Origin of the sequence: Serratia sp. 4542, assembly GCF_016805595.1 — a bacterium.
Classification (GTDB): Bacteria; Pseudomonadota; Gammaproteobacteria; order Enterobacterales; family Enterobacteriaceae; genus Serratia; species Serratia nevei.
This window is the reverse complement of record NZ_RXKV01000002.1, coordinates 170,616-195,113: the sequence shown is the minus strand read 5'-3', so window position 1 is coordinate 195,113 and position 24,498 is coordinate 170,616. Positions and strand designations below refer to the sequence as shown.

The window sequence follows — 24,498 nt, the reverse complement described above, 5'->3', positions numbered from 1 at the left end:
TAGGTCCATGCGGGTTTCTATAGGCGAGTAATTCAGAAATACCAAGGCAGAAAAACTTTTATAATGAAGCATATACGAAATTTCTCCATTATTGCCCATATTGACCACGGTAAGTCGACGCTGTCTGACCGCATTATCCAAATCTGCGGTGGCTTGTCCGACCGTGAAATGGCCGCGCAGGTGCTCGATTCTATGGATCTGGAGCGCGAGCGCGGCATCACCATCAAAGCGCAGAGCGTGACGCTGGATTATAAGGCGCTGGATGGGCAGACCTATCAACTCAACTTTATCGACACCCCCGGCCACGTTGACTTCTCCTATGAAGTTTCCCGCTCGCTGGCGGCCTGCGAAGGCGCGCTGTTGGTGGTGGATGCCGGTCAGGGCGTAGAAGCCCAGACGCTGGCCAACTGCTACACCGCGATCGAAATGGATCTGGAAGTGGTGCCGGTACTGAACAAGATTGACCTGCCGGCCGCCGATCCGGATCGCGCCGCACAGGAAATCGAAGACATCGTCGGTATCGACGCTACCGATGCGGTGCGCTGCTCGGCCAAAACCGGCGTCGGCGTGCCCGAGGTGCTGGAGCGCCTGGTGCGCGACATCCCGCCGCCGCAGGGCGATCCGGATGCGCCGCTGCAGGCGCTGATCATCGACTCCTGGTTCGATAACTACCTGGGCGTCGTGTCTCTGGTGCGCGTCAAGAACGGCACGCTGCGCAAGGGCGACAAGATCAAGGTCATGAGCACCGGCCAGGTGTACAACGCCGATCGCCTGGGCATCTTCACGCCGAAGCAGGTCGATCGCGACGTGCTGAACTGCGGCGAAGTGGGCTGGCTGGTCTGCGCGATCAAAGACATCCTCGGCGCGCCGGTGGGCGATACCCTGACGCAGGCGCGTCAGCCGGCGGATAAAGCGCTGCCGGGCTTCAAGAAAGTGAAGCCGCAGGTGTACGCCGGTCTGTTCCCGATCAGCTCCGACGACTATGAATCCTTCCGCGATGCGCTGGGCAAACTGAGCCTCAACGACGCCTCCCTGTTCTACGAGCCGGAAAGCTCCACCGCGCTGGGCTTCGGCTTCCGCTGCGGCTTCCTCGGCCTGCTGCACATGGAGATCATTCAGGAGCGTCTGGAGCGTGAATACGATCTGGATCTGATCACCACCGCGCCGACGGTCGTCTACGAAGTGGAAACCACCGGCAAAGAAGTGATCTACGTCGACAGCCCGTCCAAGCTGCCGCCGTTGAACAATATCCAGGAACTGCGCGAGCCGATCGCCGAATGCCACATGCTGATGCCGCAGGAATACCTGGGCAACGTCATCACCCTGTGCGTTGAGAAGCGCGGCGTGCAGACCAACATGGTCTACCACGGCAACCAGGTGGCGTTGACCTATGAAATCCCGATGGCGGAAGTGGTGCTCGACTTCTTCGACCGCCTGAAGTCCACGTCGCGCGGTTATGCGTCGCTGGATTACAACTTCAAGCGCTTCCAGGCTTCCGACATGGTGCGCGTGGACGTGCTGATCAACAACGAGCGCGTGGATGCGCTGGCGCTGATCACCCACCGCGACAACTCGCAGTATCGCGGCCGTGAACTGGTGGAGAAGATGAAAGATCTGATCCCGCGTCAGCAGTTCGACATCGCGATTCAGGCGGCGATCGGCACGCACATCATCGCGCGTTCCACCGTGAAGCAGTTGCGTAAAAACGTGCTGGCGAAATGCTACGGCGGTGACGTCAGCCGTAAGAAAAAGCTGCTGCAGAAACAGAAAGACGGTAAGAAACGCATGAAGCAGGTCGGTAACGTCGAGCTGCCGCAGGAAGCGTTCCTGGCCATTCTGCACGTCGGTAAAGACGGCAAGTAACCGCGACGAGTTCGCGAAACGAGGGAGTTTGCATGGCGAATATGTTTGCCCTGATCCTGGCGTTGGCCACCCTGGTCACCGGGATCATCTGGTGCTTCGAGCGCTTTAAATGGGCGCCGGCCCGCCGCGCGAAGATCGCGGCGGTCAACGAGCAGACCGCGGGCGCCGTAGACGATAAAACGCTGGCGAAAGTGGCGAAGCAGCCCGGTTGGGTAGAGACTGGCGCATCGGTGTTCCCGGTGCTGTTGCTGGTCTTTGTGGTGCGTTCGTTTATTTACGAACCGTTCCAGATCCCGTCCGGCTCAATGATGCCGACGCTGTTGATTGGCGATTTCATTCTGGTGGAGAAATATGCCTACGGCATTAAAGATCCGATTACCCAGACCACGCTCATTGAAACCGGCCATCCGAAGCGCGGCGATATTGCGGTATTTAAATATCCGCTGGATCCGAAGCTCGATTATATCAAGCGCGTAATTGGCCTGCCGGGCGATCGTATTACTTACGATCCGGTGAATAAGCGCGTTACGGTGCAGCCGTCCTGCAACAGCGGGCAGTCCTGCGATACCGCGCTGGCGGTGACCTACGCGGACGCCCAGCCGAGCGACTTCGTGCAGCTGTTCAGCCGCAGCGGCATGGGCGAGGCCAGCAACGGCTTCTACCAAATCCCGCTGAACGACAACGTGCCGCAGGGCGGCATTCGTCTGCGCGAGCGTCAGGAGAGCCTGGGCAACGTGACCCACCGCATCCTGACCGTGCCGGGCACGCAGGATCAGGTGGGCGCTTACTACCAACAGCCGGGCAAACCGCTGGCGGAGTGGGTGGTGCCGGCCGGGCATTACTTCATGATGGGCGACAACCGCGACAACAGCGCGGACAGCCGCTACTGGGGCTTTGTGCCGGAGAAAAATCTGGTGGGTAAAGCCACGGCCATCTGGATGAGCTTTGAAAAGCAGGAAGGTGAGTGGCCTACCGGCGTGCGTTTCAGCCGGATCGGCGGCATTCATTAATCGCTGACTTATTCTCTGTCTATTTCACGCCGCAGCCTACTGCGGCGTGAAAGATTAAGGGGATATAAACACAGCATTATGTTTCCACTCGTTGTAGAATACTTTCTCGAGCGATAAAAAGTTGGCTCCTGCTGGGAGCCACTGCAAACGAAACAGCTTTGGATCGGCTTTCGGCGAAGCAGGCCTGTTCCGTATGCTGCAAGTTTTTGACGCATTCTTGATCTATTGGTAACTCATGAACCCCATCGTAATAAACAGGCTGCAGCGGAAGCTGGGCTACACTTTTCAACAGCAGGAGCTTTTACTGCAGGCTTTGACTCACCGCAGCGCCAGCAGTAAACACAATGAACGTCTTGAGTTTCTGGGTGACTCGATTCTGAGCTTTGTCATCGCCAATGCGCTCTATCACCGCTTTCCTCGCGTAGACGAGGGCGATATGAGCCGCATGCGTGCCACGCTGGTGCGCGGCAACACGCTGGCGGAGATGGCGCGCGAGTTTGACCTGGGCGAATGTCTGCGGCTGGGGCCGGGTGAATTGAAAAGTGGTGGGTTCCGCCGCGAGTCAATCCTGGCGGATACGGTGGAGGCATTGATCGGCGGCGTGTTCCTGGACAGCGACATCCAGACCGTCGAGCGTCTGATTTTGGACTGGTATCGCAGCCGGTTGGACGAAATCAGCCCCGGTGATAAGCAGAAAGACCCGAAAACCCGTTTGCAGGAGTTTTTGCAGGGGCGTCATCTGCCGTTGCCTTCTTATTTGGTGGTGCAGGTTCGCGGTGAAGCGCACGACCAAGAGTTTACCATCCACTGCCAGGTGAGTGGTTTGAGCGAGCCCGTGGTAGGCACCGGCTCGAGCCGCCGTAAAGCCGAGCAGGCGGCAGCGGAACAAGCGCTGAAAAAGCTGGAGCTTGAATGAGCGAAGTAAAACAACACTGCGGGTTTATCGCCATCGTCGGCCGCCCGAACGTGGGCAAATCGACGTTGCTGAACCAACTGCTGGGGCAGAAGGTTTCCATTACGTCGCGTAAGCCGCAGACGACCCGTCACCGCATCATGGGCATCGACACCGATGGCGCCTATCAGGCGATCTACGTCGACACCCCAGGGCTGCACATCGAAGAAAAACGCGCCATCAACCGCTTGATGAACCGCGCGGCCAGCAGCTCGATCGGCGACGTCGAACTGGTGATCTTCGTGGTCGAAGGCACCAACTGGACCGCCGACGACGAAATGGTGGTCAACAAGCTGCGCAGCCTGCGCTGCCCGGTATTGCTGGCGATCAACAAGGTCGATAACGTCACCGACAAATCCAAGCTGTTGCCGCACATCGCGTTCCTCAGCCAGCAGATGAACTTCCTCGACGTGGTGCCTATCTCCGCCGAGAAAGGGATGAACGTCGACACCATCGCCGGCATCGTGCGCAAGCTGCTGCCGGAAGCGGAACACCACTTCCCGGAAGACTACATCACCGATCGCTCGCAGCGCTTTATGGCGTCCGAGATCATCCGCGAGAAGCTGATGCGTTTCCTGGGCGAAGAGCTGCCGTATTCGGTGACGGTGGAAATCGAACAGTTCGTGGCTAACGATCGCGGCGGCTACGATGTGCACGGCCTGATCCTGGTCGAGCGCGAAGGCCAGAAGAAAATGGTCATCGGCAACAAAGGCGCCAAGATCAAAACCATCGGCATCGAAGCGCGCCAGGACATGGAACAGATGTTCGACGCCAAAGTGCATCTCGAGCTGTGGGTGAAAGTGAAATCCGGTTGGGCGGACGACGAACGTGCGCTGCGCAGCCTGGGCTATGTTGACGATCTGAAGTAACGATCCGTGGACGGCTGGGAGCGCGCTTTCGTCCTGCATGGGCGGCCGTACAGTGAAACCAGTATGATGCTGGATCTGTTTACCGAAGGTCATGGGCGGGTGCGCTTGCTGGCGAAAGGCGCGCGCAGCCGCCGCTCCAATCTGAAGGGTTGCCTGCAACCCTTTACCCCCCTGTTAGTGCGCTGGGGCGGCCGCGGCGAAGTGAAAACGCTGCGCAACGCCGAAGCGGTCTCCCTCGGTTTACCCCTCAGCGGCATGATGCTTTACAGCGGCCTGTACGTGAACGAACTGCTGGCGCGCGTGCTGGAGCAGGAAACCAACTATTCGGTATTGTTCTTCGACTATCTGCAATGCCTGCAGGCGCTGGCGGCGGAAGACAGCTCGCCGGAACAGGCGCTGCGTCAGTTCGAACTGGCCTTGCTGCATCACCTGGGCTACGGCCTCGATTTCCTGCACTGCGCCGGCAGCGGCCTGCCGGTGGATGATGCCATGACCTATCGTTACCGCGAAGAGAAAGGCTTTATCGCCAGCCTGGTGGTGGATCACTACAGCTTCACCGGGCGCGAACTGCGCGCGCTGGCGGAGCGGCAGTTTCCCGATGCCGAGACGCTGCGCGCCGCCAAGCGTTTCACCCGTATGGCGCTGAAACCCTACCTCGGCGGCAAGCCGTTGAAGAGCCGCGAACTGTTCCGCCAGTTCGTGCGCAAACAGCCGAATACGCCGGTCGACGACGCCTGACCTTTTCCCCTTTTGCCGCCCTGCGCCCGCGTGTAAACTGCTGGCACTGAAAATCGTATTTAGAGGTTGTCATGGCTGATTTGCTGCTGGGCGTCAATATCGATCACATCGCCACGTTACGTAACGCGCGCGGAACCCAATACCCGGATCCGGTTCAGGCGGCATTCATTGCCGAACAGGCGGGGGCCGACGGCATTACCGTGCATCTGCGCGAAGACCGCCGCCACATCACCGACCGCGACGTGCGCCTGCTGCGCCAGACCATCCAGACGCGCATGAATCTGGAGATGGCGGTGACCGACGAGATGCTGGATATCGCCATTGAGCTGAAGCCGCACTTCTGCTGCCTGGTGCCGGAAAAGCGTGAAGAAGTGACCACCGAAGGCGGCCTGGACGTCGCCGGCCAGCTGGACAAAATGAGCGTGGCGGTTGAGCGCCTGGCGCAGGCGGGCATTTTGGTCTCGCTGTTCATCGATCCCGATCATCGCCAGATCGACGCGGCGGTGGCGGTGGGCGCTCCTTATATCGAGATCCACACCGGTGCCTACGCCGAAGCGCAGGGCGAGCTGGCGGTACAGGCCGAGCTGCGCCGCATCGCGGTAGCCGCCGCCTACGCGGCCGAGAAGGGGCTGAAGGTCAACGCCGGCCACGGCCTGACCTACCACAACGTGCAGCCGATTGCCGCGCTGCCGGAAATGCACGAGCTGAACATCGGCCATGCAATTATCGGCCAGGCGGTGATGTGCGGGCTGCCGGCCGCAGTTGCCGACATGAAAGTGCTGATGCGGGAAGCGCGCCGGTAATGGCGGTGCTCGGGCTGGGTACCGACATCGTCGAGATGGCGCGTATCGAAGCGGTGGTGGAGCGCAGCGGCGATCGTCTGGCACGCCGCGTGCTGAGCGACGCCGAGTGGGCGCTGTATCAGCAGCACCAGCAGCCGATTCGCTTTCTGGCCAAACGTTTCGCCGTGAAAGAGGCCGCCGCCAAGGCGTTCGGCACCGGCATTCGCAACGGCCTGGCGTTCAATCAGTTCGAAGTGTTCAACGATGCGTTGGGCAAGCCGAATATTCGTTTGCACGGCCGCGCCGCCGAGCTGGCCGGGGAGATGGGGGTCGCCGCGATCCACGTTTCGCTGGCCGACGAACGGCGCTACGCCTGCGCGACGGTGATCGTCGAAAGCTGAAAAGAGAAAGGGCGCCTGTGGCGCCCTTGTCAGTCCTGCGACGGATTAAATGCGATCGGCGTGGTGCAACACCACGAACTTGTCCCACAGCTGTTCGTTGCTCTCGCGATGCTGCGGATCGGTGATGATGGTATTGTCGATCGGGCAAACCTGCTGGCAGGTCGGCGTATCATAATGGCCGACGCACTCGGTGCAGCGATCGGTATCGATCTGATAAATCTCATCGCCCATCGAAATCGCCTGGTTCGGGCATTCCGGCTCGCACATGTCGCAGTTGATGCATTTGCGTGTGATTAGCAGGGCCATGACGTATCTCTCATTATTAACAGGGGTATTTTCGCAGCGGCGATTATACCGGTTAAACCAGGTTTTTCATCAACTATTGCTGAATTTGATGCGATGGGGGATAGAGAGTCGTGGTCGGCGGATAAGAGTGACAGCGTTTGTAGTGTTCTGACGTTGCTGGTTAGATATAAACCCCCATGATTAAAGGGAGCCGAAGCTCCCTTATTAGCGGATCATTGTTTGATAGAGTAAATTTCGCTCAATACCGCTGGCATGCCAGCTGCGCCACCAATGTTAATCTTTATCGTCTTATCATATTCATTGGCATATAGGAAAAACATGATGCCGGAAACATTGCTGTTGGCATTATCTTGATAGAATTTCTTTGCTCTTTGTACTTCTTGTAAGACACGTAGTTCCACCAGTTTTTCCGGTTGATATTTCTCAATGTTTCCCTGTGCGTCAAATTCCATTGCACCATTGCTGCTGGATTCAGAAATAAGGATAATTTCTGCCTTAGGTGATGTTTTCTCTATTTCTGCCTTCAAGAGTTTGGTGACCGTTTCCATACGACATTGATATAAAGCATCTAGCAGATGTTGATCGCTATCCATTTCTTTTTTAGAAGTTGAAACCGGCCCATCGTTGAAGAAGCTCAGTTCATTTCTAAGTTGGCTGATGGTTTTTTCTTGAAGTATTTCACAGCTGGTGCTGAGATTTTTATTTTTCAACCAAGTGATGACGTTTTCATAAAGATTATCTAACAGTATAGTCGAGAGATAAAAATCAAAGGTGTAAATGTCGAACCCTTTAGGAATTCCCCCTTGTGTATAGAGATTCCCAGCTGAGTCATAAGTTGTCAGTCGATTGGCTTTAATCGCTTCAACCCATTGCAACTCATCGTTAGTCGGTTTCTTTTCCATAATGCTTTTATAATGACTATCAATATTGACAACGTATTTTGACGAGTTTCCATCCATCATTTTTGCAAAATCACGATCAAACATTGCACTGGCAAAGATAACGCCTAGTTTTATTTTTTTTAAATTGTTGTCGTTTAATATTTTCCGCGTTTTCTCTGCGACAAGTTCGAGGTCTTTTTTATTTAATCCGTTTAAATAGGGTTCGTCAGCAAGAAAGATAGCCGCAACGGTACCTGGGTATTCTTTGATGATAGGAATGTACAGATTTAGTCTCGTATTTAGTTCATCGGGTTCAGGTAATTTCCTTAGTTTATTTTTCTCCTGTGGAGTGAACACTTTTTTTTGAACACTGCCGTTTCCATCGTGATAATTTACGTTAATATCTTTAGTCTCTCTGGCTGTATTGATGGATGGTCCCAGATCCAAGAAAATTTTCAAATTATGCTCTTTGGCAATGACGAGGTTTTCTCGCAGTTGGTCTGCGTTATAAACATTGATCATTGCAAAATCTACTTTGTCAGCGAAATCTTTATTAACACCACTTGGGGATAAGAAACCGACGCTGGCAATGGTAAGGAATGGTAAGAATAAGAAATAGCATAATGTTGATTTTAAGAGGGTTTTCAAAATAAATTCCTTTTCTATACGTAATCAAGTTAATCACTGTCCACATTGTAACATTAGTAGATAATGTGTCAGCAATAAATATTGCGTTTGCCGGTATCGTTGAAGTAATAAGCTTGCTCAATAAAGTAATATCTCAGCATCCGTACTGTCACTGAGGAGGTTGCAAAGGCAATTGTGATTGTATGTACGCCTCAAACCAACTTTTTCATTAACTGTTCGCTGTGCTTGATGCGGTCGCGGGCATGATCGAGATCGTGTTGAATCAGCGCCATAAACAGCAGATCGGTGAGAGCGTACTGGGCCGTGCTGGAAGAGATGGCCGCGCTGCGGGTGTGGGGCTCTTCGGCGATGGTGTAGAGGCAGTGATCCGCGCGCTGCTGCAGGCCGTTGGGAGAAAAGCTGGTCAGCGCCAGCACCCTGGCGCCGGCCTGGCGCGCTTCTTCCGCCGCCAGATTGATTTCACGCCGTTCGCCGCTGAAGGAGATAGCCAGCAGCAGATCGCGTTTGTCCAGCGCCTGCACCGCCGCCAGCTGAACGTGCATGTCCGCTTCGGCCACCGCCATCACGCCGATTTTCAGCAGCTTGAAGGAAAAATCCTTGGCCACCAGCCCGGAAGCGCCGATGCCAATTAGCATTACCCGGCGCGCCTGGCGCAGCATGTCCAGCGCCTGATGCAGCCGCTCTTCGCTGTTGATGTCCAGCGTCGCGCGCAGCGCCGCCTGCTTTTCCGCCAATAGCTTTTCACCGACGGTTTTCAGCGTGTCGCTGCTGAGGATGTGGTTGTGAACGGTCACGACCGGCTCGGCCTGCGGCTGGGCCAGCGTCTCGCTCAGCGCCAGCTTCAACGCCGGGAAACCTTTATAGCCCAGCTTTTGGGCGAACTTCACCACGCTCGACTGGCTGATGCCGGCCAGCTGGGCCAGCTTTTGCGAGCTGAGATGGCGCGCCTGCTCGGCGTTGTTCAGCAAAAAATCCGCCAGCTTGCGGTCGTTTTGCGCCAGTGTCGGATACATCTGGCGAATGCGCAGAAGGGTACTCATTGATCTTTCCCTGGAAACCAGCGGCCATTTTGCCACGCAGGCGGCGAAAACGCGCGGTGAAAATTTTTGTGAGCTCGTCGTTAAAATAGCAAATAGCGCTCGCTTTGTTGAATAAAATATTCAAATATTGATTTAATTTTGTGAATTAAAAATTCAAAGGTGAACAGATGAACTTAGGCGCACTGGTATCGGAAACCCGCAACCCGGCCACTATGAGGCTGGATGAGATGTCGACGCTGGAGATGGTCCGCTGCTTTAACCAGGAAGACCGCAAGGTGCCGGAGGCGATCGAAAAGGTGCTGCCGGCGATTGCGCAGGCGGTCGATTTGGCGGCGGCGGCGTTGAAGGCCGGTGGGCGGCTGATTTATTTGGGCGCCGGCACCAGCGGCCGCCTGGGCGTGCTGGATGCCTCCGAGTGCCCGCCGACCTTCGGCGTGCCGCACGGCGTGGTGGTGGGGCTGATCGCCGGCGGGCCGGGCGCGTTGCTTAAAGCGGTGGAAGGGGCGGAAGACGACGAAGCTTTGGGCGAAGCCGATCTCCGGGCGCTGAACCTCACCGCCGTCGATATGGTGGTGGGGTTGGCGGCCTCCGGGCGCACGCCTTATGTGATTGGCGCACTGCGCTATGCGCGCGGGCTGGGCTGCCCGACGGCGGCCATCTCCTGCAACCCGGATTCGCCGATCGCGCACGAAGCGCAGGTGGCGATCTCGCCGGTGGTGGGGCCGGAGGCCCTGACCGGCTCGACGCGTCTGAAATCCGGCACTGCGCAGAAGCTGGTGCTCAACATGCTGTCGACCGGCGCGATGGTCAAGCTGGGCAAGGTTTACCAGAACCTGATGGTGGACGTGAAGGCCACCAACGTCAAACTGGTGGATCGCGCCTGCCGCATCGTGGTGGAGGCCACCGGCGCCGAACGCGCTCAGGCGGAGGCGGCGCTGGCGCAGACCGGCTTCGAAGTCAAACCGGCGATCCTGATGCTTTTAGCCGGCGTCAGCGCCGAAGAGGCGCAGCAGCGGCTGCAGCGGCACGACGGCTACCTGCGCGCGGCGCTGGCGCGTTAATTCACGGTGGGGGCGGCGATGGACAAGACAACGGCATTGGCGACACAGATCCTGGCGGGCGTGGGGGGCGAGGGTAATATCCTCAAACTGGAGAACTGCATGACGCGGGTGCGCGTCGAGGTCAGCGACGAACAGCGCCTGGATCTGGCCGCCCTCAGGCAGCTGCCCGGCGTGAAGGGCTATATCAAACAGGGTGAGCAGCATCAGTTTATCGTTGGCCCAGGCGCCGCCGCCAAAGTGGTGGATGCCATGCGCGAATTGCTGAGCGGAAGCGCGCAGCCCGTCGTCGCCGTCGGTGACGCGGCCCGCACCAAGGCGCAGGCCAAGCAAAAATACGCTGCGCCGATGAGCGGCGCGCTGAAAAAACTGGCCGATGTCTTTATTCCGCTGATCCCGGCGTTTATCGCCTCGGGCCTGATCACCGGCATCATCAACCTGCTGAAACGGCCTGACATCGCCGGCCAGCTGGCGGTGGACTACCCGAACGTGCTGGGGCTGTTGGCGATCTTCGGCAGCGCGGTGTTCGCCATCATGAACATTTTGGTCGGGGTCAACGCCGCGCGGGTATTCGGTGGCTCTCAGGCGATGGGCGGCGTGATGGCCGGCATTCTCTCCAGCCCGGCGCTGGCGCAGATTACCTTGTTCGGCGAGGCGCTGCAGCCGGGGCGCGGCGGGGTGATCGCCGTGCTGCTGGTGGTGGCGTTGATGTGCTGGGTGGAGAAACGCCTGCGCACGCTGCTGCCGGAATCGGTCGAACTGATCCTTAACCCACTGCTGACCACGCTGGTCACCGCCTCGCTGGCGATCCTGATTCTGCAGCCGATCGGCGGCATTATCTCCGACGCCATCGCCCACGGCGCCAATCTGGCGATCGACAAGGGCGGGCTGCTGGTGGGAGCGCTGCTCTCGGGGCTGTTCCTGCCGCTGGTGCTCTCCGGTCTGCATCAGGGGCTGGTGCCGATCCACGTCGAGCTGGTGCAGGCGCACGGTTCCAACCCGCTGCTGCCGATCCTGGCGATGGCCGGCGTCGGGCAGGTGGGGGCGGCGCTGGCGGTGCTGTTGAAAACCCGCAATGCGCGGCTGAAAAAGGTGATCAAAGGGGCGTTGCCGGTCGGCATTCTCGGCATCGGCGAGCCGCTGATCTTCGGGGTGACGCTGCCGCTGGGCCGGCCGTTTATCGGCGCCTGCCTCGGCGGTGCGGTCGGCGGCGCGCTCATCAGCTACTGGAAGGTGGCGACGGTGATCACCTTCGGCATTTCGGGGCTGCCTTTGGCGTTGACCATCGTCTCAGGTAAGGTGATGTTGTATCTGGCGGGGATGCTGATTACGATTATCGCCGGTTTTCTCTTCACCTGGATGATGGGGTTCAACGATCCCGAGGAGTAGCGTTTGAGCGACAAGCAGCAACAACCGGCCGCAGAGGGGCGCCGCGTGGTCTTTTTCGATCTGGACGGCACCCTGCATCAGGAGGATATGTTCGGCAGTTTCTTGCGTTTTCTGCTGCGCCGCTTACCGCTGAACCTGTTGCTGGTGATACCGCTGCTGCTGCCGATCGGTCTGGCGCTGCTGCTGCTGGGGCGCGCCGCGCGTTGGCCGATGAGCCTGCTGCTGTGGGCGATCACTTTTGGGCGTTCCGAAACGACGCTAAAGGCGCTGGAGCGGCAGTTTATCGAGGTCTTTCGCCAGAAGGTGACCGCATTTCCGGTGGTGCAAATGCGGCTGCGGCAGTACCTGGAGGAGCACGATGCCGAAGTGTGGCTGATTACCGGCTCGCCGGAGCGGCTGGTGGAGCAGGTGTATCGCGATTCGGCGTTTCTGCCGCGGGTGCGGTTGATCGGCAGCCGCATCACGCGCCGCTGCGGCGGCTGGGTCTTGACCCTGCGCTGCCTGGGAGCGCAGAAAGTGGTGCAGCTGGAGCAGCGGCTCGGTGCGCCGCTGAAGCTGTACAGCGGCTACAGCGACAGCAAGCAGGATAATCCGCTGCTGTTCTTTTGCGAGCACCGCTGGCGGGTAAGCAAGCAGGGCGAGCTGCAGCAGCTGGAATAAACCAAGGGCGGAAGATTCCGCCCTTTCTGCTTTTATCGGCACCACGATCAGTCGTCGGTCACGTCGTGCGGCTTGCGCCCCAGCTGCCAAATCTTCTCCGCATAATGCCCCAGCGCCCACAGGCTCAGGCCGAGCAGCACGAAGAAAACCGCCTTCGGCATGCTGTCCCAGAAAAACTCGAACAGACGGGTATACAGGTTAATGCCGAGGAAGGTCAGCCCGAAGCCGCGCAGCATGGCGTCGTCATGCTTCAACCCCAGCCAGATGGCGGCGAGGGCAGCCAGCCCGAACAGCAGGCTCCAGTGGAACAGCTCGATCTGGCGCGCGCTGTACCAGCTGTCGAGATCGCCGTAGTTGCCGAAGATAGACAGCAGCCACAGGGCGATAAACAGGTACAGCAGGCCCATCGCCAGCGACACCCGCTGCAGGCCGCGTTGCGCCAACAGCGGCCGCAACAGCAGCGCGGCGGCGATCAGCACCGCACCAAAGGCGATAAAGCGAATCGGGTAGCTCATGCCGAGCCAGTAGGCGCCCCAGCCGGACAGGTAGCCGGTCTCGGCGCCGAAGGCGTTGCCGAGCGACAGCAGGGCGAACCACCACACCAGCCCGGAGCGGCTGAACCAGCCGATCGCGCCGTACAGCAGCGCGGCGAACAGCAGCAGCACGGAAACCCGGCCGCTGCCGTTATCCAGCCAGACCCCCAGCTGCCATAAGGCGCAGGCGGTAAGCAACACGGCGACAAACAGCGCCGCCTCATTGCCATAGCGTTTTTCCGGGTGGCGCCGGCGGCGACGCAGCGCCCAGACGTAGGCCAGCGCCGCCAGTACGCCGGCGATCGCCATGCGCACCGGCGCGTCGAAGCGGAACAGGCCGCTGAGCCATGCAAGCAGTTCGCTGTCGGCGAACAGGCTGGTGACGGCGATCAGCAGCGAGGCCAGCGCGGCGAGAAACGCATAGCGCGCCAGCCGCCGCCAGTCGAAAGGCTGCACGGCCACATGCTGCAGCAGTTGCTGCCGTTGTTCGGGCGTCAAGGCGCCTTCTCCCACCCAACCGTCCAGCGCCTTGCGCACCACGACCGCGTTCTTTTTACTGAGTTTCATGCTTCTGGTCCCTGAATCACACGCTGATTCGGCCAGTATAGCCATTGGCGGGCGGCTACGACAAAGGGAGGCTAGTGTGTATAATGCCCGCCGCAAAAGCGCACGAGGAATTATGCGATGACTGAATATAACGATGAGTACTGGATGCGTCAGGCATTGCAGCTGGCCCTGCGCGCGCAGGAAGAGGGCGAGGTGCCGGTGGGTGCGCTGCTGGTGCTGGACAATCAGGTCATCGGCGAGGGCTGGAACCGCCCGATCGGCCGACACGATCCTACCGCACACGCCGAGATCATGGCGCTGCGCCAGGGCGGCGCGGTGCTGCAAAACTACCGTTTGCTGAACGCCACGCTGTACGTCACGCTGGAGCCCTGCGTGATGTGCGCCGGTGCGATGGTGCACAGCCGTATCCGCCGGCTGGTGTATGGCGCCGCCGACGAGAAAACCGGCGCGGCCGGTTCACTGGTGGACATTCTGCGCCATCCGGGCATGAACCATCAGGTGGAGATCGTCTCGGGCGTGCTGGCGGACGAATGCGCCGCCACCCTGAGCAATTTCTTCCGTCTGCGCCGTGAACAGAAAAAAGCGCTCAGGCTGGCGCAGCGGGCGGCGGATAAGCCGGAATAATCAGTAGTTGAGCGCCAGTTCCGGCATCACCGTCGGGTAGCCTTTCCCCAACGCCTCTTGCTCGGCGGCCGCTTGCGCCGCCTTTCTCTCTTTTTCCTGCAGATAGCCCACCAGACTGACCTGGTAGCGGCGGATGTTTTCTACATAGTTGTAGGCTTCACGCCCGCGCGCATAGCCGTAGGTCAGCTGCGGATAGTAGCGCTTCTGGCTGAGCATCGGCAGGCGCTGCTTGACGTCGACCCAGCTGTCTGGGTTGCCCTTTTGCGTCTTGGTCAGCTTGCGCGCGTCCAGCATGTGGCCCCAGCCCATGTTGTAAGCCGCCAGCGAGAACCAGATGCGCTCGTCTTCCGGCACGCTGTCCGGCACCTTGGCCATCAGCCGTTGCAAGTAAAGGGCGCCGCCTTGAATGCTCTCTTCCGGATCGAGGCGGTCGTTGACCCCCAGGCCGTCGGCGGTGGCGCGGGTCAGCATCATCAGGCCGCGCACGCCGGTGGGCGAGGTGGCCTGCGGATTCCAGTGCGATTCCTGATAGGCGATGGCCGCCAGCAGCTTCCAGTCGATCTCGTTGGCGTGCTTCTCGAACAGCGGGCGGAAGTTGGGCAGCACCGAATCGATGGCCGACAGGAAGGTTTTGGTGTCCACATAGTCGAAGCTGCCGACGTGGCCGAGGTACTTCTCTTCAAGCCGCGCCAGGGTGCCGTCGTCCACCATCTGGCTGTAGAAATCCAGCATCGCCGCGTACAGGCTGTCGTCGCCGTCGCGTTTCAGATACCAGGTGACCGGTTCTTCGTCGGTGACGTCGAACGCCACCGCCAGCTGCGGATGGATGCGCTGCAGCAGCGCGATGGTTACCGAATCGCCGAGGGTGTAGTCCAGCTTGCCGTCGGCGACTCGCTCCAGCAGCTCTTTGGAGGTGAGATCGCTGGAGGACTCCCAGGCGAGATCCGGGTATTTATCCTGCTTGAGCTGCTTTAGCGTGCTGACGTGCGCGGAACCGGAGGCGACCGCCAGCTTGCCTTTAATGTCGGCGAAGTTTTTCGGCCGCGGGGTGCCCAGCCGGTACACTAGCTGTTGGGAAACGGAATAGTAGGCCGGGCCGGTACGCGCGCGGCTGAGGCGCTCCTGGTTGTAGATCAGGCCGGCCGCCAGCAGGTCAGCGTCGTCATCGTCCAGATCGTCGAACAGGTCATTGATGTTCTGATGGGGGATCACCACCAGCTTCACCCCGAGGTAGTTGGCGAAGCGCTTGGCCAGTTCGTAGTCGAGCCCACCCGGCCCTTGCTTGGTGTTGAAATAGGTCAGCGGTGAATTCAGCGTGCTGATACGCAACTCGCCGCGGGAAATGATCTCCTGGAGTTGCCCGCCCTGGCCGCTGCGCCAGGTGATATTGGGCCACAGCGCGAGAGCCAGAAGCAGGGTGACAACGCCGATGAGGATGTAGTTTATTTTAAGACGTTTCAAATAGTTATCCAGTGGTGGCACAGGTACACCGGCGACGACAACCGCGACTTTTCTCATGGTTAAATCACCAGTGTGGGGGGCATTTTGCGCAACAAAACGCCAGTGTGCAACTTTATTGACACGTTATGACAATTCGACGGTGCGGCACGCTTTTATCAATAATCCCTACGCAAACGGTTTCGTCGGCGGCGAGGATTCTCTATAATGGCGCGCGTTTTCCCCTGTTGCGCCCAATGAAGCGTCTTATCCGCCGCTTCGAAGACGAGAGAACTTTGATTATGGAAATTCTGCGTGGTTCGCCCGCTTTATCGGCTTTTCGCATTACCAAACTGCTGTCCCGCTGCCAGGACGCCCACCTGCCCGTCAGTGATATCTACGCCGAGTATGTCCACTTTGCCGATGTTAGCGCACCGCTCAGTGCCGAAGAACACGCCAAACTTCAGCGGCTGCTCAAGTACGGTCCTTCTCTCGCCGAACACGCTCCCGAAGGCCGGTTGCTGCTGGTCACGCCGCGTCCGGGCACCATTTCTCCCTGGTCTTCCAAAGCCACCGACATCGCCCACAACTGCGGTCTGCAGCAGGTGCTGCGGTTGGAGCGCGGCCTGGCGTTCTACGTCAAGGCGCCCGAGCTGACGGAAACCCAGTGGCGCCAGCTCGCCGCGCTGCTGCACGATCGCATGATGGAAACCGTCTTCAGCGAGCTGCAACAGGCCGAACAGCTGTTCGCGCACCATCAGCCAGCGCCGTATCAGTCTGTCGACGTGCTGGGCGCAGGGCGCACCGCGCTGGAGCAGGCCAACGTCCGGCTCGGCCTGGCGCTGGCGCAGGACGAGATCGACTACCTGCTGAATGCCTTTACCGGTTTGGGGCGCAACCCGACGGATATCGAACTTTATATGTTCGCGCAGGCCAACTCCGAGCACTGCCGCCACAAGATTTTCAACGCCGATTGGATCATCGACGGCGAACAGCAGCCTAAATCGCTGTTCAAGATGATCAAGAACACCTATGAGCAGACGCCGGACTATGTGCTGTCGGCGTATAAAGACAACGCCGCGGTGATGGAAGGCTCGCAGGTCGGCCGCTTCTTCGCCGCGCCGGACAACGGCAAGTACGATTACCATCAGGAAGAAGCGCACATCCTGATGAAGGTGGAAACCCACAACCACCCGACGGCGATCTCGCCGTGGCCGGGCGCCGCGACCGGCTCCGGCGGCGAGATCCGCGACGAGGGGGCTACCGGCCGCGGCGCCAAGCCGAAAGCCGGCCTGGTGGGCTTCTCGGTGTCCAACCTGCGTATTCCCGGCTTTGAACAGCCGTGGGAGCAGGATTTCGGCAAGCCGGAACGCATCGTTACCGCGCTGGATATCATGACCGAAGGCCCGCTGGGCGGCGCGGCGTTCAACAACGAATTCGGTCGTCCGGCGCTGCTGGGCTACTTCCGTACCTATGAAGAGCGCGTCAACAGCCATAACGGCGTCGAACTGCGCGGCTACCACAAACCGATCATGCTGGCGGGCGGCATCGGCAACATCCGTGCCGATCACGTGCAGAAAGGGGAAATCACCGTCGGCGCCAAGCTGGTGGTGCTGGGCGGCCCGGCGATGAATATCGGCCTGGGCGGCGGCGCGGCCTCGTCGATGGCGTCAGGCCAGTCCGATGCCGATCTGGACTTCGCTTCGGTGCAGCGCGACAACCCGGAAATGGAGCGCCGCTGTCAGGAAGTGATCGACCGCTGCTGGCAGCTGGGCGACCAGAACCCGATCCTGTTTATCCATGACGTCGGTGCCGGCGGCCTGTCCAACGCCATGCCGGAGCTGGTGAGCGACGGCGGCCGCGGCGGCCGCTTCGAGCTGCGCGATATCCTCAACGACGAGCCGGGCATGAGCCCGCTGGAAGTGTGGTGCAACGAATCGCAGGAACGTTACGTGATGGCGATTGCCCCGGCGCAGATGGCGCAGTTCGACGAGATCTGCCGCCGCGAGCGCGCACCTTATGCGGTGATCGGCGAAGCGACCGAAGAACAGCACCTGACGTTGAACGACCGTCACTTCGACAACCAACCGATCGACATGCCGCTGGACGTACTGCTCGGCAAGACGCCGAAAATGACCCGCGACGTTACCCGTCTGCAGGCAAGTGGCGAGGCGGTGCAGCGTGAGAACATCACGCTGGCCGACGCGGTGAAACGCGTGCTGCATCTGCCGGCCGTTGCGGAGAAAACCTTCCTGATCACCATCGGCGATCGCACCGTTACCGGCATGGTGGCGCGTGACCAGATGGTCGGCCCGTGGCAGATCCCGGTAGCCGACTGCGCGGTCACCACCGCCAGCCTGGACAGCTACTACGGCGAAGCAATGTCGCTCGGCGAACGTGCGCCGGTGGCGCTGTTGGACTTCGCCGCTTCCGGCCGCCTGGCGGTCGGGGAAGCGCTGACCAACCTGGCTGCCACCGATATCGGCAGCCTGAAGCGCGTGAAGCTGTCCGCCAACTGGATGGCCGCCGCCGGCCACCCGGGCGAAGATGCCGGCCTGTACGAAGCGGTGAAAGCGGTGGGCGAAGAGCTGTGCCCGGCGCTGGGCATCACCATCCCGGTGGGTAAAGACTCCATGTCGATGAAAACCCGCTGGCAGGAAGGCAACGAACAGCGCGAAATGACGTCGCCGCTGTCGCTGGTCATCACCGCCTTCGCCCGTGTGGAGGACGTGCGCCACACCGTGACGCCGCAGCTGCGCACCGATAAGGGCGACAGCGCGCTGCTGTTGATCGACCTGGGCAATGGCCATAACGCGCTGGGTGCCACCGCGCTGGCGCAGGTTTACCGCCAACTGGGCGACAAACCGGCCGACGTGCGCAACGTTGCGCAGCTGGCGGGCTTCTTCAACGCCATGCAGCAGCTGGTGGCCGAGCAAGCGCTGTTGGCTTACCACGACCGCGCCGACGGCGGCCTGCTGGTGACGCTGGCGGAGATGGCCTTCGCCGGTCACTGCGGTGTGGACGTCAACCTCGACGGCCTCGGCGACGATGCGCTGGCGGTGCTGTTTAACGAAGAGCTGGGCGCGGTGATCCAGGTGAGCGCCGAACGTCTCGACGACGTGAAGCAGGCGTTTGCTCAGCACGGACTGATCGACAACGTGCATCACATCGGCAGCGTGCAGGCCGGCGATCGTTTCGTCATCACCCAACACGGCAAGGCGCTGTACAGCGAAAGCCGCAATACGCTGCGCACCTGGTGGGCGGAAACCACTTGGCAGATGCAGCGCCTGCGCGACAACCCGGCGTGCGCCGATCAGGAGCATCAGGCCAAGCAGGATGAACAAGATCCCGGCCTGAACGTGAAGTTGACCTTTGCACCGGAGGAAGACATCGCCGCGCCGTACATCGCCAAGGGCGCTCGCCCGAAAGTGGCGGTGCTGCGCGAGCAAGGGGTGAACTCCCACGTTGAAATGGCGGCGGCGTTCCACCGCGCCGGCTTTGACGCGGTGGACGTGCACATGAGCGATCTGCTGGCAGGGCGCCGCGATCTGCAGGACTTCCACACGCTGGTGGCCTGCGGCGGCTTCTCTTACGGCGACGTCCTGGGCGCCGGCGAAGGTTGGGCGAAGTCTATCTTGTTCAACGAGCGGGTACGTGACGAGTTCGAAGCGTTCTTCCACCGTCCGCAGACGCTGGCGCTGGGTGTGTGCAACGGTTGTCAGATGATGTCCAACCTGCGCGAGCTGATCCCGGGCGCAGAACACTGGCCGCGTTTTGTGCGCAATCTGTCGGATCGTTTCGAGGCGCGCTTCAGCCTGGTGGAAGTGGCGGCCAGTCCGTCGCTGTTCCTGCAGGGCATGACCGGTTCGCGTATGCCGATCGCCGTTTCCCACGGCGAAGGGCATGTCGAAGTGCGCGATGCGGCGCATTTGGCGGCGCTGGAAAGCCACGGTTTGGTGGCGCTGCGTTTCGTCAACAACGCCGGTCAGGTGACGGAAGCTTACCCGGCTAACCCGAACGGTTCGCCGAACGGCATTACCGCCGTGACCAGCGCCAGCGGGCGTGCCACGGTGATGATGCCGCACCCGGAACGCGTGTTCCGCACGGTCAGCAACTCCTGGCACCCGGAAGAGTGGGGCGAGGACAGCCCGTGGATGCGCATGTTCCGCAACGCCCGTAAGCAACTGGGCTAAAAACGGCCACCACCGTACAGAGGGCGCAAGCAATTGCGCCCTTTTTTATGGCCGGCGTTCGGCGATTGGCGGCAGTGTCTGCATTTTGCGACAGGCGCTATTTTCTCTGTCGCTAAATGGAGACATTTAACTAATTGATTTTATTGGTGGTAATCGGGTTTGGCTTTAGTTGTCTGCATTTGGCGACAGCGCGGCGTTTTTTTCATCGCTCATCGGGGCGTGATGCGCAAAGAAACTTACTGGTATAATTTTATTTTTTAATAAAATCATGTTGTTATTATTTTTATTGCAAAGTTGGCACGCAACGTGCATTATTCTCGTCGGTTGCTCATTCAACTTTTTATGACGGCGCCGTAATTAGACGGCAAATCGCCTCATAAGCCTCCGAATGATGCCAAAGAAATGGTGCCTATCGTCCAACCAAACCGATAACAGACCGTGCAAACGGCTTTATCAAGCATCGGGCGACACGTGGAGTGAGGCACCGCCTGTATCCAACTGTGATGAAGGGTTCATCAATCCTGGATACTTACGGATGCTATTCGTCCTGTTCGATGCCAGCCGCTGCGCTACATCACCCTGGGGACGAGACTTAAGGGCATCCACACTTTCCTTGCGTTGGGGCAAGTTTCTTGCCCCGATGTCAATTCTCAATGCTGCGCTTATCCCTGTTTCGTTGCCTATGCCCTCGAACGCAGACGCTCTCCCCACACTCTTGCTTTCACACCGGTTGATGTTACCGAGGCCGCATGCCGTCGGCAGGCCAGGCCTATGGGCGCGGTTCACCGAACCCGCAGCTTTTTCCTTGTGCGTTCAGGATTCTCCCTTGCCGGGCTTTTCTCTTTCCGGCGAGTCAGTTAGCATCGTGACAGAGCTGAGAGAATGAGATGATTTCGTTGAAAAAATGGCGTTTATTCCCCCGTTCGCTGCGGCAATTGGTGCTGCTGGCGTTCCTGTTGGTGCTGTTGCCGCTGCTGGTGCTGGCCTATCAGGCCTACCAGAGTCTGGATCACCTCAGCGCGCAGGCGGCGGACATCAACCGCACCACGCTGGTGGACGCGCGGCGCAGCGAGGCGATGACCAGCGTGGCGCTGGAGATGGAGCGCAGCTATCGTCAGTACTGCGTGCTGGTCGATCCTACGCTGCAGAAGCTGTACCAGAACCAGCGCAAGCAGTATTCGCAGATGCTGGATGCCCACGCGCCGATCCTGCCGGACGAGCGCTACTACCAAACGCTGCGCCAGTTGCTGACCCAGCTGGCGGCGATCAAATGCCATAACAGCGGGCCGGACCAAGAGGCTTCCGCCTTGCTCGAGTCGTTCTCCCGTTCCAACGCCGAAATGGTGCAGGCCACGCGCGCGGTGGTGTTCTCGCGTGGCCAGCAGCTGCAGCAGGCCATTGCCGAGCGCGGCCAGTTCTTCGGCTGGCAGGCGCTGCTGCTGTTCCTGGTCAGCGTGCTGCTGGTGGTGCTGTTCACCCGCATGATCATCGGGCCGGTCAAGGCCGTGGAGCGGATGATCAACCGCCTGGGGGAAGGGCGTGCGCTGGGCAGCACCGCGTCGTTCAAAGGGCCGCGCGAGCTGCGTTCGCTGGCGCAGCGCATCATCTGGCTGAGCGAGCGGCTGGCGTGGCTGGAGTCGCAGCGCCACGAGTTCCTGCGCCATATTTCACACGAGCTGAAAACGCCGTTGGCCAGCATGCGTGAAGGCACCGAACTGCTGGCCGACGAGGTAGCGGGGCCGCTGACTTCCGATCAGAAAGAGGTGGTGGCGATCCTCGACAACAGCAGCCGCCATCTGCAGCAGCTGATCGAACAGCTGTTGGATTACAACCGCAAATTGGCCGATGGCCCGGCGGAACACGAGAACGTCGAGCTGCGCGAAATGGTCGATTTGGTGGTCGCCGCGCACAGTTTGCCGGCGCGGGCGAAGATGATTTCCACCGAAATTACGCTGGAGGCGGAAATCTGCTGGGCAGAGCCTACGCTATTAATGCGCGTGCTGGATAATCTCTACTCCAATGCGGTGCACTACGGCAAGGAATCCGGTAACATTTGGATCCGCAGCCGTCAGGTTGGACAACGGGTGCAAATCGACGTCGCCAATACCGGCACGCCGATCCCCGAGGCTGAAAGAGCCATGATTTTCGAGCCTTTTTTCCAGGGTAGTCACCAGCGAAAAGGGGCGGTAAAAGGAAGCGGACTGGGGTTGAGCATCGCTCAGGACTGTATCCGTCGCATGCGCGGTGAGCTGCAACTGGCGACGGTCGCCGGTGCAGACGTCTGCTTCCGCATTGAACTGCCGTTAACCGCCGAGAATGAATAAATAATGTACACATGGTCTAAACGCCTTCGTCTTTCACAGACCGAACGTTCACCGCGTGCCACGCACAGAGCGCCGCTCGGCAAACGCCCGATCAGCTGGTTGGGCGCCGTCTTCTTTATGCCGCTGTTGCTGGCGGGCTGCGTCGATCGCGCCGTCAGCGGTGGCCTGAACCCTCAGCAGCAAGAGGCGATCCCGGATACCAAGGTAATCGATTACCGCACCGCGGCTTGCGATACCCTGTGGCAGTTGGACGATAAGGACGCGCTGGCTAACTCGCTCTACTGGCTGCGCGCGATGGACTGCGCCGATCGCATCGGGTCGACCCAGGCGCGTGCGCTGGCGAAAACGGTGCCTGGCGACAGCTGGTCCGGCGTTTTCAAACAGAGCATCCTGCTGGGCAGCGCGCAGCCGACCTCCGGCGAACGCCGCCAAATCATCGACAGGATCAACAGCTACCGGATGGAATTCCCCGGTTCACTGCGTCCGCTGACGCAGCTGTGGCGCCAGCAGCAATTGCTGCAGATCACGCTGTTCGATGAGAAAGCACGCTATCAGCATCTGCAGGAGAGCAGCGACAGTCAGATCGATTCGCTGCGCCAGAGCCAGGCGCGTCTGCAATCGCAGCTGCAGGACACCTCGCGCAAGCTGGAGAACCTGACCGATATCGAGCGCCAGCTCTCTTCGCGCAAGCAGCTGCAAGGGGAAATCCCGGACAACAGCGCAGGTTCGCAAAAGGGCGAAGCCGCCGGTAAAAACGGCGCGGCCGCCAAAGGGGCTGAATCGCAGGACGAACCGGAAAAAGGCACCGCGCTGCCGGTTGAACCGGAAGACACCTATACGCCGCACCCTGCCAATAAGGAGTCCCACGCGCAATGACCGCACGCAAACCGGCCAATTTGCTCTTGGTTGACGACGATCCCAGCCTGCTGAAGCTGCTGGGCATGCGTCTGACCAGCGAAGGTTTTCACGTCACCACCGCCGAAAGCGGCCAGGAAGCGCTGCGCCTGCTGGCGCGCGAACAGATCGATCTGGTGATCAGCGATCTGCGTATGGACGAGATGGACGGCATGGCGCTGTTCGCCGAGATCCAAAAGCATCAGCCGGGCATGCCGGTGATCATCCTCACCGCGCACGGTTCGATTCCCGATGCGGTGGCCGCCACCCAGCAGGGGGTGTTCAGCTTCCTCACCAAACCGGTGGATCGCGATGCGCTGTATAAGGCCATCGACGAAGCGCTCGCGCTGTCGGCCACCCCGGCAGGCGACGAGGCCTGGCGCGAAGACATCGTCACCCGCAGCCCGCTGATGCTGCGCCTGCTGGAGCAGGTGAAAATGGTGGCGCAGTCCGACGTCAGCGTCTTGATCAACGGCCAGAGCGGCACCGGTAAAGAGGTGGTGGCGCAGGCGATCCACGCCGCCAGCCCGCGCGCCGGCAAGGCGTTTATCGCCATCAACTGCGGTGCGCTGCCGGAGCAGCTGCTGGAGTCCGAACTGTTCGGCCACGCCAAGGGCGCCTTTACCGGCGCGGTCAGCAGCCGCGAAGGGCTGTTCCAGGCGGCGGCGGGCGGCACGCTGTTCCTCGACGAGATCGGCGATATGCCGCTGTCGCTGCAGGTGAAGTTGCTGCGCGTGCTGCAAGAGCGCAAGGTGCGGCCGCTGGGCAGCAACCGCGATCTGGACATTGACGTGCGCATCATCTCCGCCACCCACCGCGATCTGCAAAAGGCGATGGCGAAGAACGAGTTCCGCGAGGATCTCTACTACCGCCTCAACGTGGTGAACCTGAAGATCCCGGCGCTCAACGAACGCGCCGAAGATATCCCGCTGCTGGCCAACCACCTGTTGCGCGAGGCGGCTCAGCGGCACAAGCCGTTCGTGCGCAGCTTCTCGACCGACGCCATGAAGCGGCTGATGACCGCCAGCTGGCCGGGCAACGTGCGTCAGCTGGTCAACGTCATCGAGCAGTGCGTGGCGCTGACCTCGGCGCCGGTGATCAGCGAAGCGCTGGTGGAGCAGGCGCTGGAAGGGGAAAACACCGCGCTGCCGACCTTCGCCGAAGCGCGCAACCAGTTCGAGTTGCACTACCTGCGCAAGCTGCTGCAGATCACCAAGGGCAACGTGACCCAGGCCGCGCGCATGGCGGGCCGCAACCGCACCGAGTTTTACAAATTGCTGTCGCGCCACGAGCTGGACGCCAACGATTTTAAAGAATGACAGTTTGCCG

Annotated in this window: 20 protein-coding genes; 15 read left to right on the top strand and 5 right to left on the bottom strand. The window is 60.0% G+C overall.

From position 1 onward, the window contains the following. Positions 1-63 precede the first annotated feature (63 nt). The 7 genes from lepA to acpS all read left to right on the top strand — a co-directional run bounded on the left by lepA (position 64) and on the right by acpS (position 6,615). Positions 64-1,863, top strand: a complete 1,800-nt coding sequence (gene lepA, locus EKL15_RS01980) for a translation elongation factor 4 (protein ID WP_033635625.1) — start codon at positions 64-66, stop codon at positions 1,861-1,863. Positions 1,864-1,895: 32 nt separating this feature from the next. Next, a complete protein-coding gene (gene lepB / locus EKL15_RS01975; RefSeq protein WP_033644122.1) occupies positions 1,896-2,873 on the top strand; it encodes a signal peptidase I in 978 nt (325 codons plus the stop codon). 235 nt (positions 2,874-3,108) lie between these two features. Further along, a complete protein-coding gene (gene rnc, locus EKL15_RS01970) occupies positions 3,109-3,789 on the top strand; it encodes a ribonuclease III (RefSeq protein WP_004929158.1) in 681 nt (226 codons plus the stop codon). After that, the gene (gene era / locus EKL15_RS01965; RefSeq protein ID WP_004929162.1) at positions 3,786-4,694 is read left to right on the top strand and encodes a GTPase Era; all 909 of its coding nucleotides are present in this window, start codon (positions 3,786-3,788) and stop codon (positions 4,692-4,694) included. The genes rnc and era overlap by 4 nt, the downstream gene beginning before the upstream one ends. A gap of 6 nt (positions 4,695-4,700) precedes the next feature. Next, complete coding sequence (gene recO, locus EKL15_RS01960) at positions 4,701-5,432, top strand: DNA repair protein RecO (protein ID WP_203088701.1); 732 nt, start codon at positions 4,701-4,703, stop codon at positions 5,430-5,432. A gap of 71 nt (positions 5,433-5,503) precedes the next feature. Then, positions 5,504-6,235 carry a pyridoxine 5'-phosphate synthase gene (pdxJ, locus tag EKL15_RS01955; RefSeq protein WP_047730060.1) on the top strand — a complete coding sequence of 244 codons (732 nt, stop codon included), beginning with the start codon at positions 5,504-5,506 and terminating at the stop codon, positions 6,233-6,235. Beyond that, entirely contained in the window at positions 6,235-6,615 is a 381-nt protein-coding gene (gene acpS / locus EKL15_RS01950; RefSeq protein WP_019452319.1) for a holo-ACP synthase, read from the top strand. The genes pdxJ and acpS overlap by 1 nt, the downstream gene beginning before the upstream one ends. A gap of 45 nt (positions 6,616-6,660) precedes the next feature. Here acpS and EKL15_RS01945 read toward each other — a convergent pair whose 3' ends face one another. The 3 genes from EKL15_RS01945 to EKL15_RS01935 all read right to left on the bottom strand — a co-directional run bounded on the left by EKL15_RS01945 (position 6,661) and on the right by EKL15_RS01935 (position 9,490). Then, on the bottom strand, positions 6,661-6,921 hold the full coding sequence (locus tag EKL15_RS01945) for a YfhL family 4Fe-4S dicluster ferredoxin (RefSeq protein ID WP_100396630.1): 261 nt from the start codon (positions 6,919-6,921) through the stop codon (positions 6,661-6,663). A 212-nt stretch (positions 6,922-7,133) separates the two neighbouring features. After that, the gene (locus tag EKL15_RS01940) at positions 7,134-8,450 is read right to left on the bottom strand and encodes a hypothetical protein (protein ID WP_100396631.1); all 1,317 of its coding nucleotides are present in this window, start codon (positions 8,448-8,450) and stop codon (positions 7,134-7,136) included. 191 nt (positions 8,451-8,641) lie between these two features. After that, complete coding sequence (locus EKL15_RS01935) at positions 8,642-9,490, bottom strand: MurR/RpiR family transcriptional regulator (RefSeq protein WP_033654299.1); 849 nt, start codon at positions 9,488-9,490, stop codon at positions 8,642-8,644. A 167-nt stretch (positions 9,491-9,657) separates the two neighbouring features. On the opposite strand from EKL15_RS01935, the gene murQ reads away from it, so the two are divergent. Genes murQ through yfhb form a run of 3 tightly spaced genes read left to right on the top strand, consistent with a single transcriptional unit; the run spans position 9,658 to position 12,597 of the window. After that, entirely contained in the window at positions 9,658-10,551 is an 894-nt protein-coding gene (gene murQ / locus EKL15_RS01930; RefSeq protein WP_084827254.1) for an N-acetylmuramic acid 6-phosphate etherase, read from the top strand. Positions 10,552-10,569: 18 nt separating this feature from the next. Continuing rightward, positions 10,570-11,937 carry a PTS transporter subunit EIIC gene (locus EKL15_RS01925; RefSeq protein WP_070914445.1) on the top strand — a complete coding sequence of 456 codons (1,368 nt, stop codon included), beginning with the start codon at positions 10,570-10,572 and terminating at the stop codon, positions 11,935-11,937. Between the two features lie 3 nt (positions 11,938-11,940). Next, positions 11,941-12,597, top strand: a complete 657-nt coding sequence (yfhb, locus tag EKL15_RS01920) for a phosphatidylglycerophosphatase C (protein ID WP_100396632.1) — start codon at positions 11,941-11,943, stop codon at positions 12,595-12,597. Positions 12,598-12,644: 47 nt separating this feature from the next. Here yfhb and EKL15_RS01915 read toward each other — a convergent pair whose 3' ends face one another. Further along, positions 12,645-13,697 (bottom strand): DUF2157 domain-containing protein, encoded by a 1,053-nt coding sequence (locus tag EKL15_RS01915; RefSeq protein WP_100396633.1) that lies wholly within the window; start codon positions 13,695-13,697, stop codon positions 12,645-12,647. A 117-nt stretch (positions 13,698-13,814) separates the two neighbouring features. Between EKL15_RS01915 and tadA the strand changes: the two genes are divergently transcribed. Continuing rightward, on the top strand, positions 13,815-14,321 hold the full coding sequence (gene tadA / locus EKL15_RS01910) for a tRNA adenosine(34) deaminase TadA (RefSeq protein WP_015378796.1): 507 nt from the start codon (positions 13,815-13,817) through the stop codon (positions 14,319-14,321). Here tadA and mltF read toward each other — a convergent pair whose 3' ends face one another. Beyond that, on the bottom strand, positions 14,322-15,782 hold the full coding sequence (gene mltF / locus EKL15_RS01905; RefSeq protein ID WP_084827256.1) for a membrane-bound lytic murein transglycosylase MltF: 1,461 nt from the start codon (positions 15,780-15,782) through the stop codon (positions 14,322-14,324). It abuts the gene before it with no gap. Positions 15,783-16,057: 275 nt separating this feature from the next. Between mltF and purL the strand changes: the two genes are divergently transcribed. The 4 genes from purL (at position 16,058) to glrR (ending at position 24,488) form a co-directional block, all read left to right on the top strand. Then, on the top strand, positions 16,058-19,951 hold the full coding sequence (purL, locus tag EKL15_RS01900) for a phosphoribosylformylglycinamidine synthase (RefSeq protein WP_198509104.1): 3,894 nt from the start codon (positions 16,058-16,060) through the stop codon (positions 19,949-19,951). A gap of 887 nt (positions 19,952-20,838) precedes the next feature. Next, positions 20,839-22,275 carry a HAMP domain-containing sensor histidine kinase gene (locus tag EKL15_RS01895; protein ID WP_049200747.1) on the top strand — a complete coding sequence of 479 codons (1,437 nt, stop codon included), beginning with the start codon at positions 20,839-20,841 and terminating at the stop codon, positions 22,273-22,275. Positions 22,276-22,278: 3 nt separating this feature from the next. Continuing rightward, the gene (gene qseG / locus EKL15_RS01890; protein ID WP_197803554.1) at positions 22,279-23,151 is read left to right on the top strand and encodes a two-component system QseEF-associated lipoprotein QseG; all 873 of its coding nucleotides are present in this window, start codon (positions 22,279-22,281) and stop codon (positions 23,149-23,151) included. Then, positions 23,148-24,488 (top strand): two-component system response regulator GlrR, encoded by a 1,341-nt coding sequence (glrR, locus tag EKL15_RS01885; protein WP_025303931.1) that lies wholly within the window; start codon positions 23,148-23,150, stop codon positions 24,486-24,488. Before qseG ends, glrR begins: the two co-directional genes overlap by 4 nt. Positions 24,489-24,498: the final 10 nt, after the last annotated feature.

Excerpts from the sequence above, each read along its gene's own strand:
- lepA (WP_033635625.1), top strand. The coding sequence starts at position 64 with ATGAAGCATATACGAAATTTCTCCATTATTGCCCATATTGACCACGGT.
- lepB (WP_033644122.1), top strand. The coding sequence starts at position 1,896 with ATGGCGAATATGTTTGCCCTGATCCTGGCGTTGGCCACCCTGGTCACC.
- rnc (WP_004929158.1), top strand. The coding sequence starts at position 3,109 with ATGAACCCCATCGTAATAAACAGGCTGCAGCGGAAGCTGGGCTACACT.
- era (WP_004929162.1), top strand. The coding sequence starts at position 3,786 with ATGAGCGAAGTAAAACAACACTGCGGGTTTATCGCCATCGTCGGCCGC.
- pdxJ (WP_047730060.1), top strand. The coding sequence starts at position 5,504 with ATGGCTGATTTGCTGCTGGGCGTCAATATCGATCACATCGCCACGTTA.
- acpS (WP_019452319.1), top strand. The coding sequence starts at position 6,235 with ATGGCGGTGCTCGGGCTGGGTACCGACATCGTCGAGATGGCGCGTATC.
- EKL15_RS01945 (WP_100396630.1), bottom strand. The coding sequence starts at position 6,921 with ATGGCCCTGCTAATCACACGCAAATGCATCAACTGCGACATGTGCGAG.
- EKL15_RS01935 (WP_033654299.1), bottom strand. The coding sequence starts at position 9,490 with ATGAGTACCCTTCTGCGCATTCGCCAGATGTATCCGACACTGGCGCAA.
- murQ (WP_084827254.1), top strand. The coding sequence starts at position 9,658 with ATGAACTTAGGCGCACTGGTATCGGAAACCCGCAACCCGGCCACTATG.
- EKL15_RS01925 (WP_070914445.1), top strand. The coding sequence starts at position 10,570 with ATGGACAAGACAACGGCATTGGCGACACAGATCCTGGCGGGCGTGGGG.
- EKL15_RS01915 (WP_100396633.1), bottom strand. The coding sequence starts at position 13,697 with ATGAAACTCAGTAAAAAGAACGCGGTCGTGGTGCGCAAGGCGCTGGAC.
- tadA (WP_015378796.1), top strand. The coding sequence starts at position 13,815 with ATGACTGAATATAACGATGAGTACTGGATGCGTCAGGCATTGCAGCTG.
- EKL15_RS01895 (WP_049200747.1), top strand. The coding sequence starts at position 20,839 with ATGATTTCGTTGAAAAAATGGCGTTTATTCCCCCGTTCGCTGCGGCAA.
- qseG (WP_197803554.1), top strand. The coding sequence starts at position 22,279 with ATGTACACATGGTCTAAACGCCTTCGTCTTTCACAGACCGAACGTTCA.
- glrR (WP_025303931.1), top strand. The coding sequence starts at position 23,148 with ATGACCGCACGCAAACCGGCCAATTTGCTCTTGGTTGACGACGATCCC.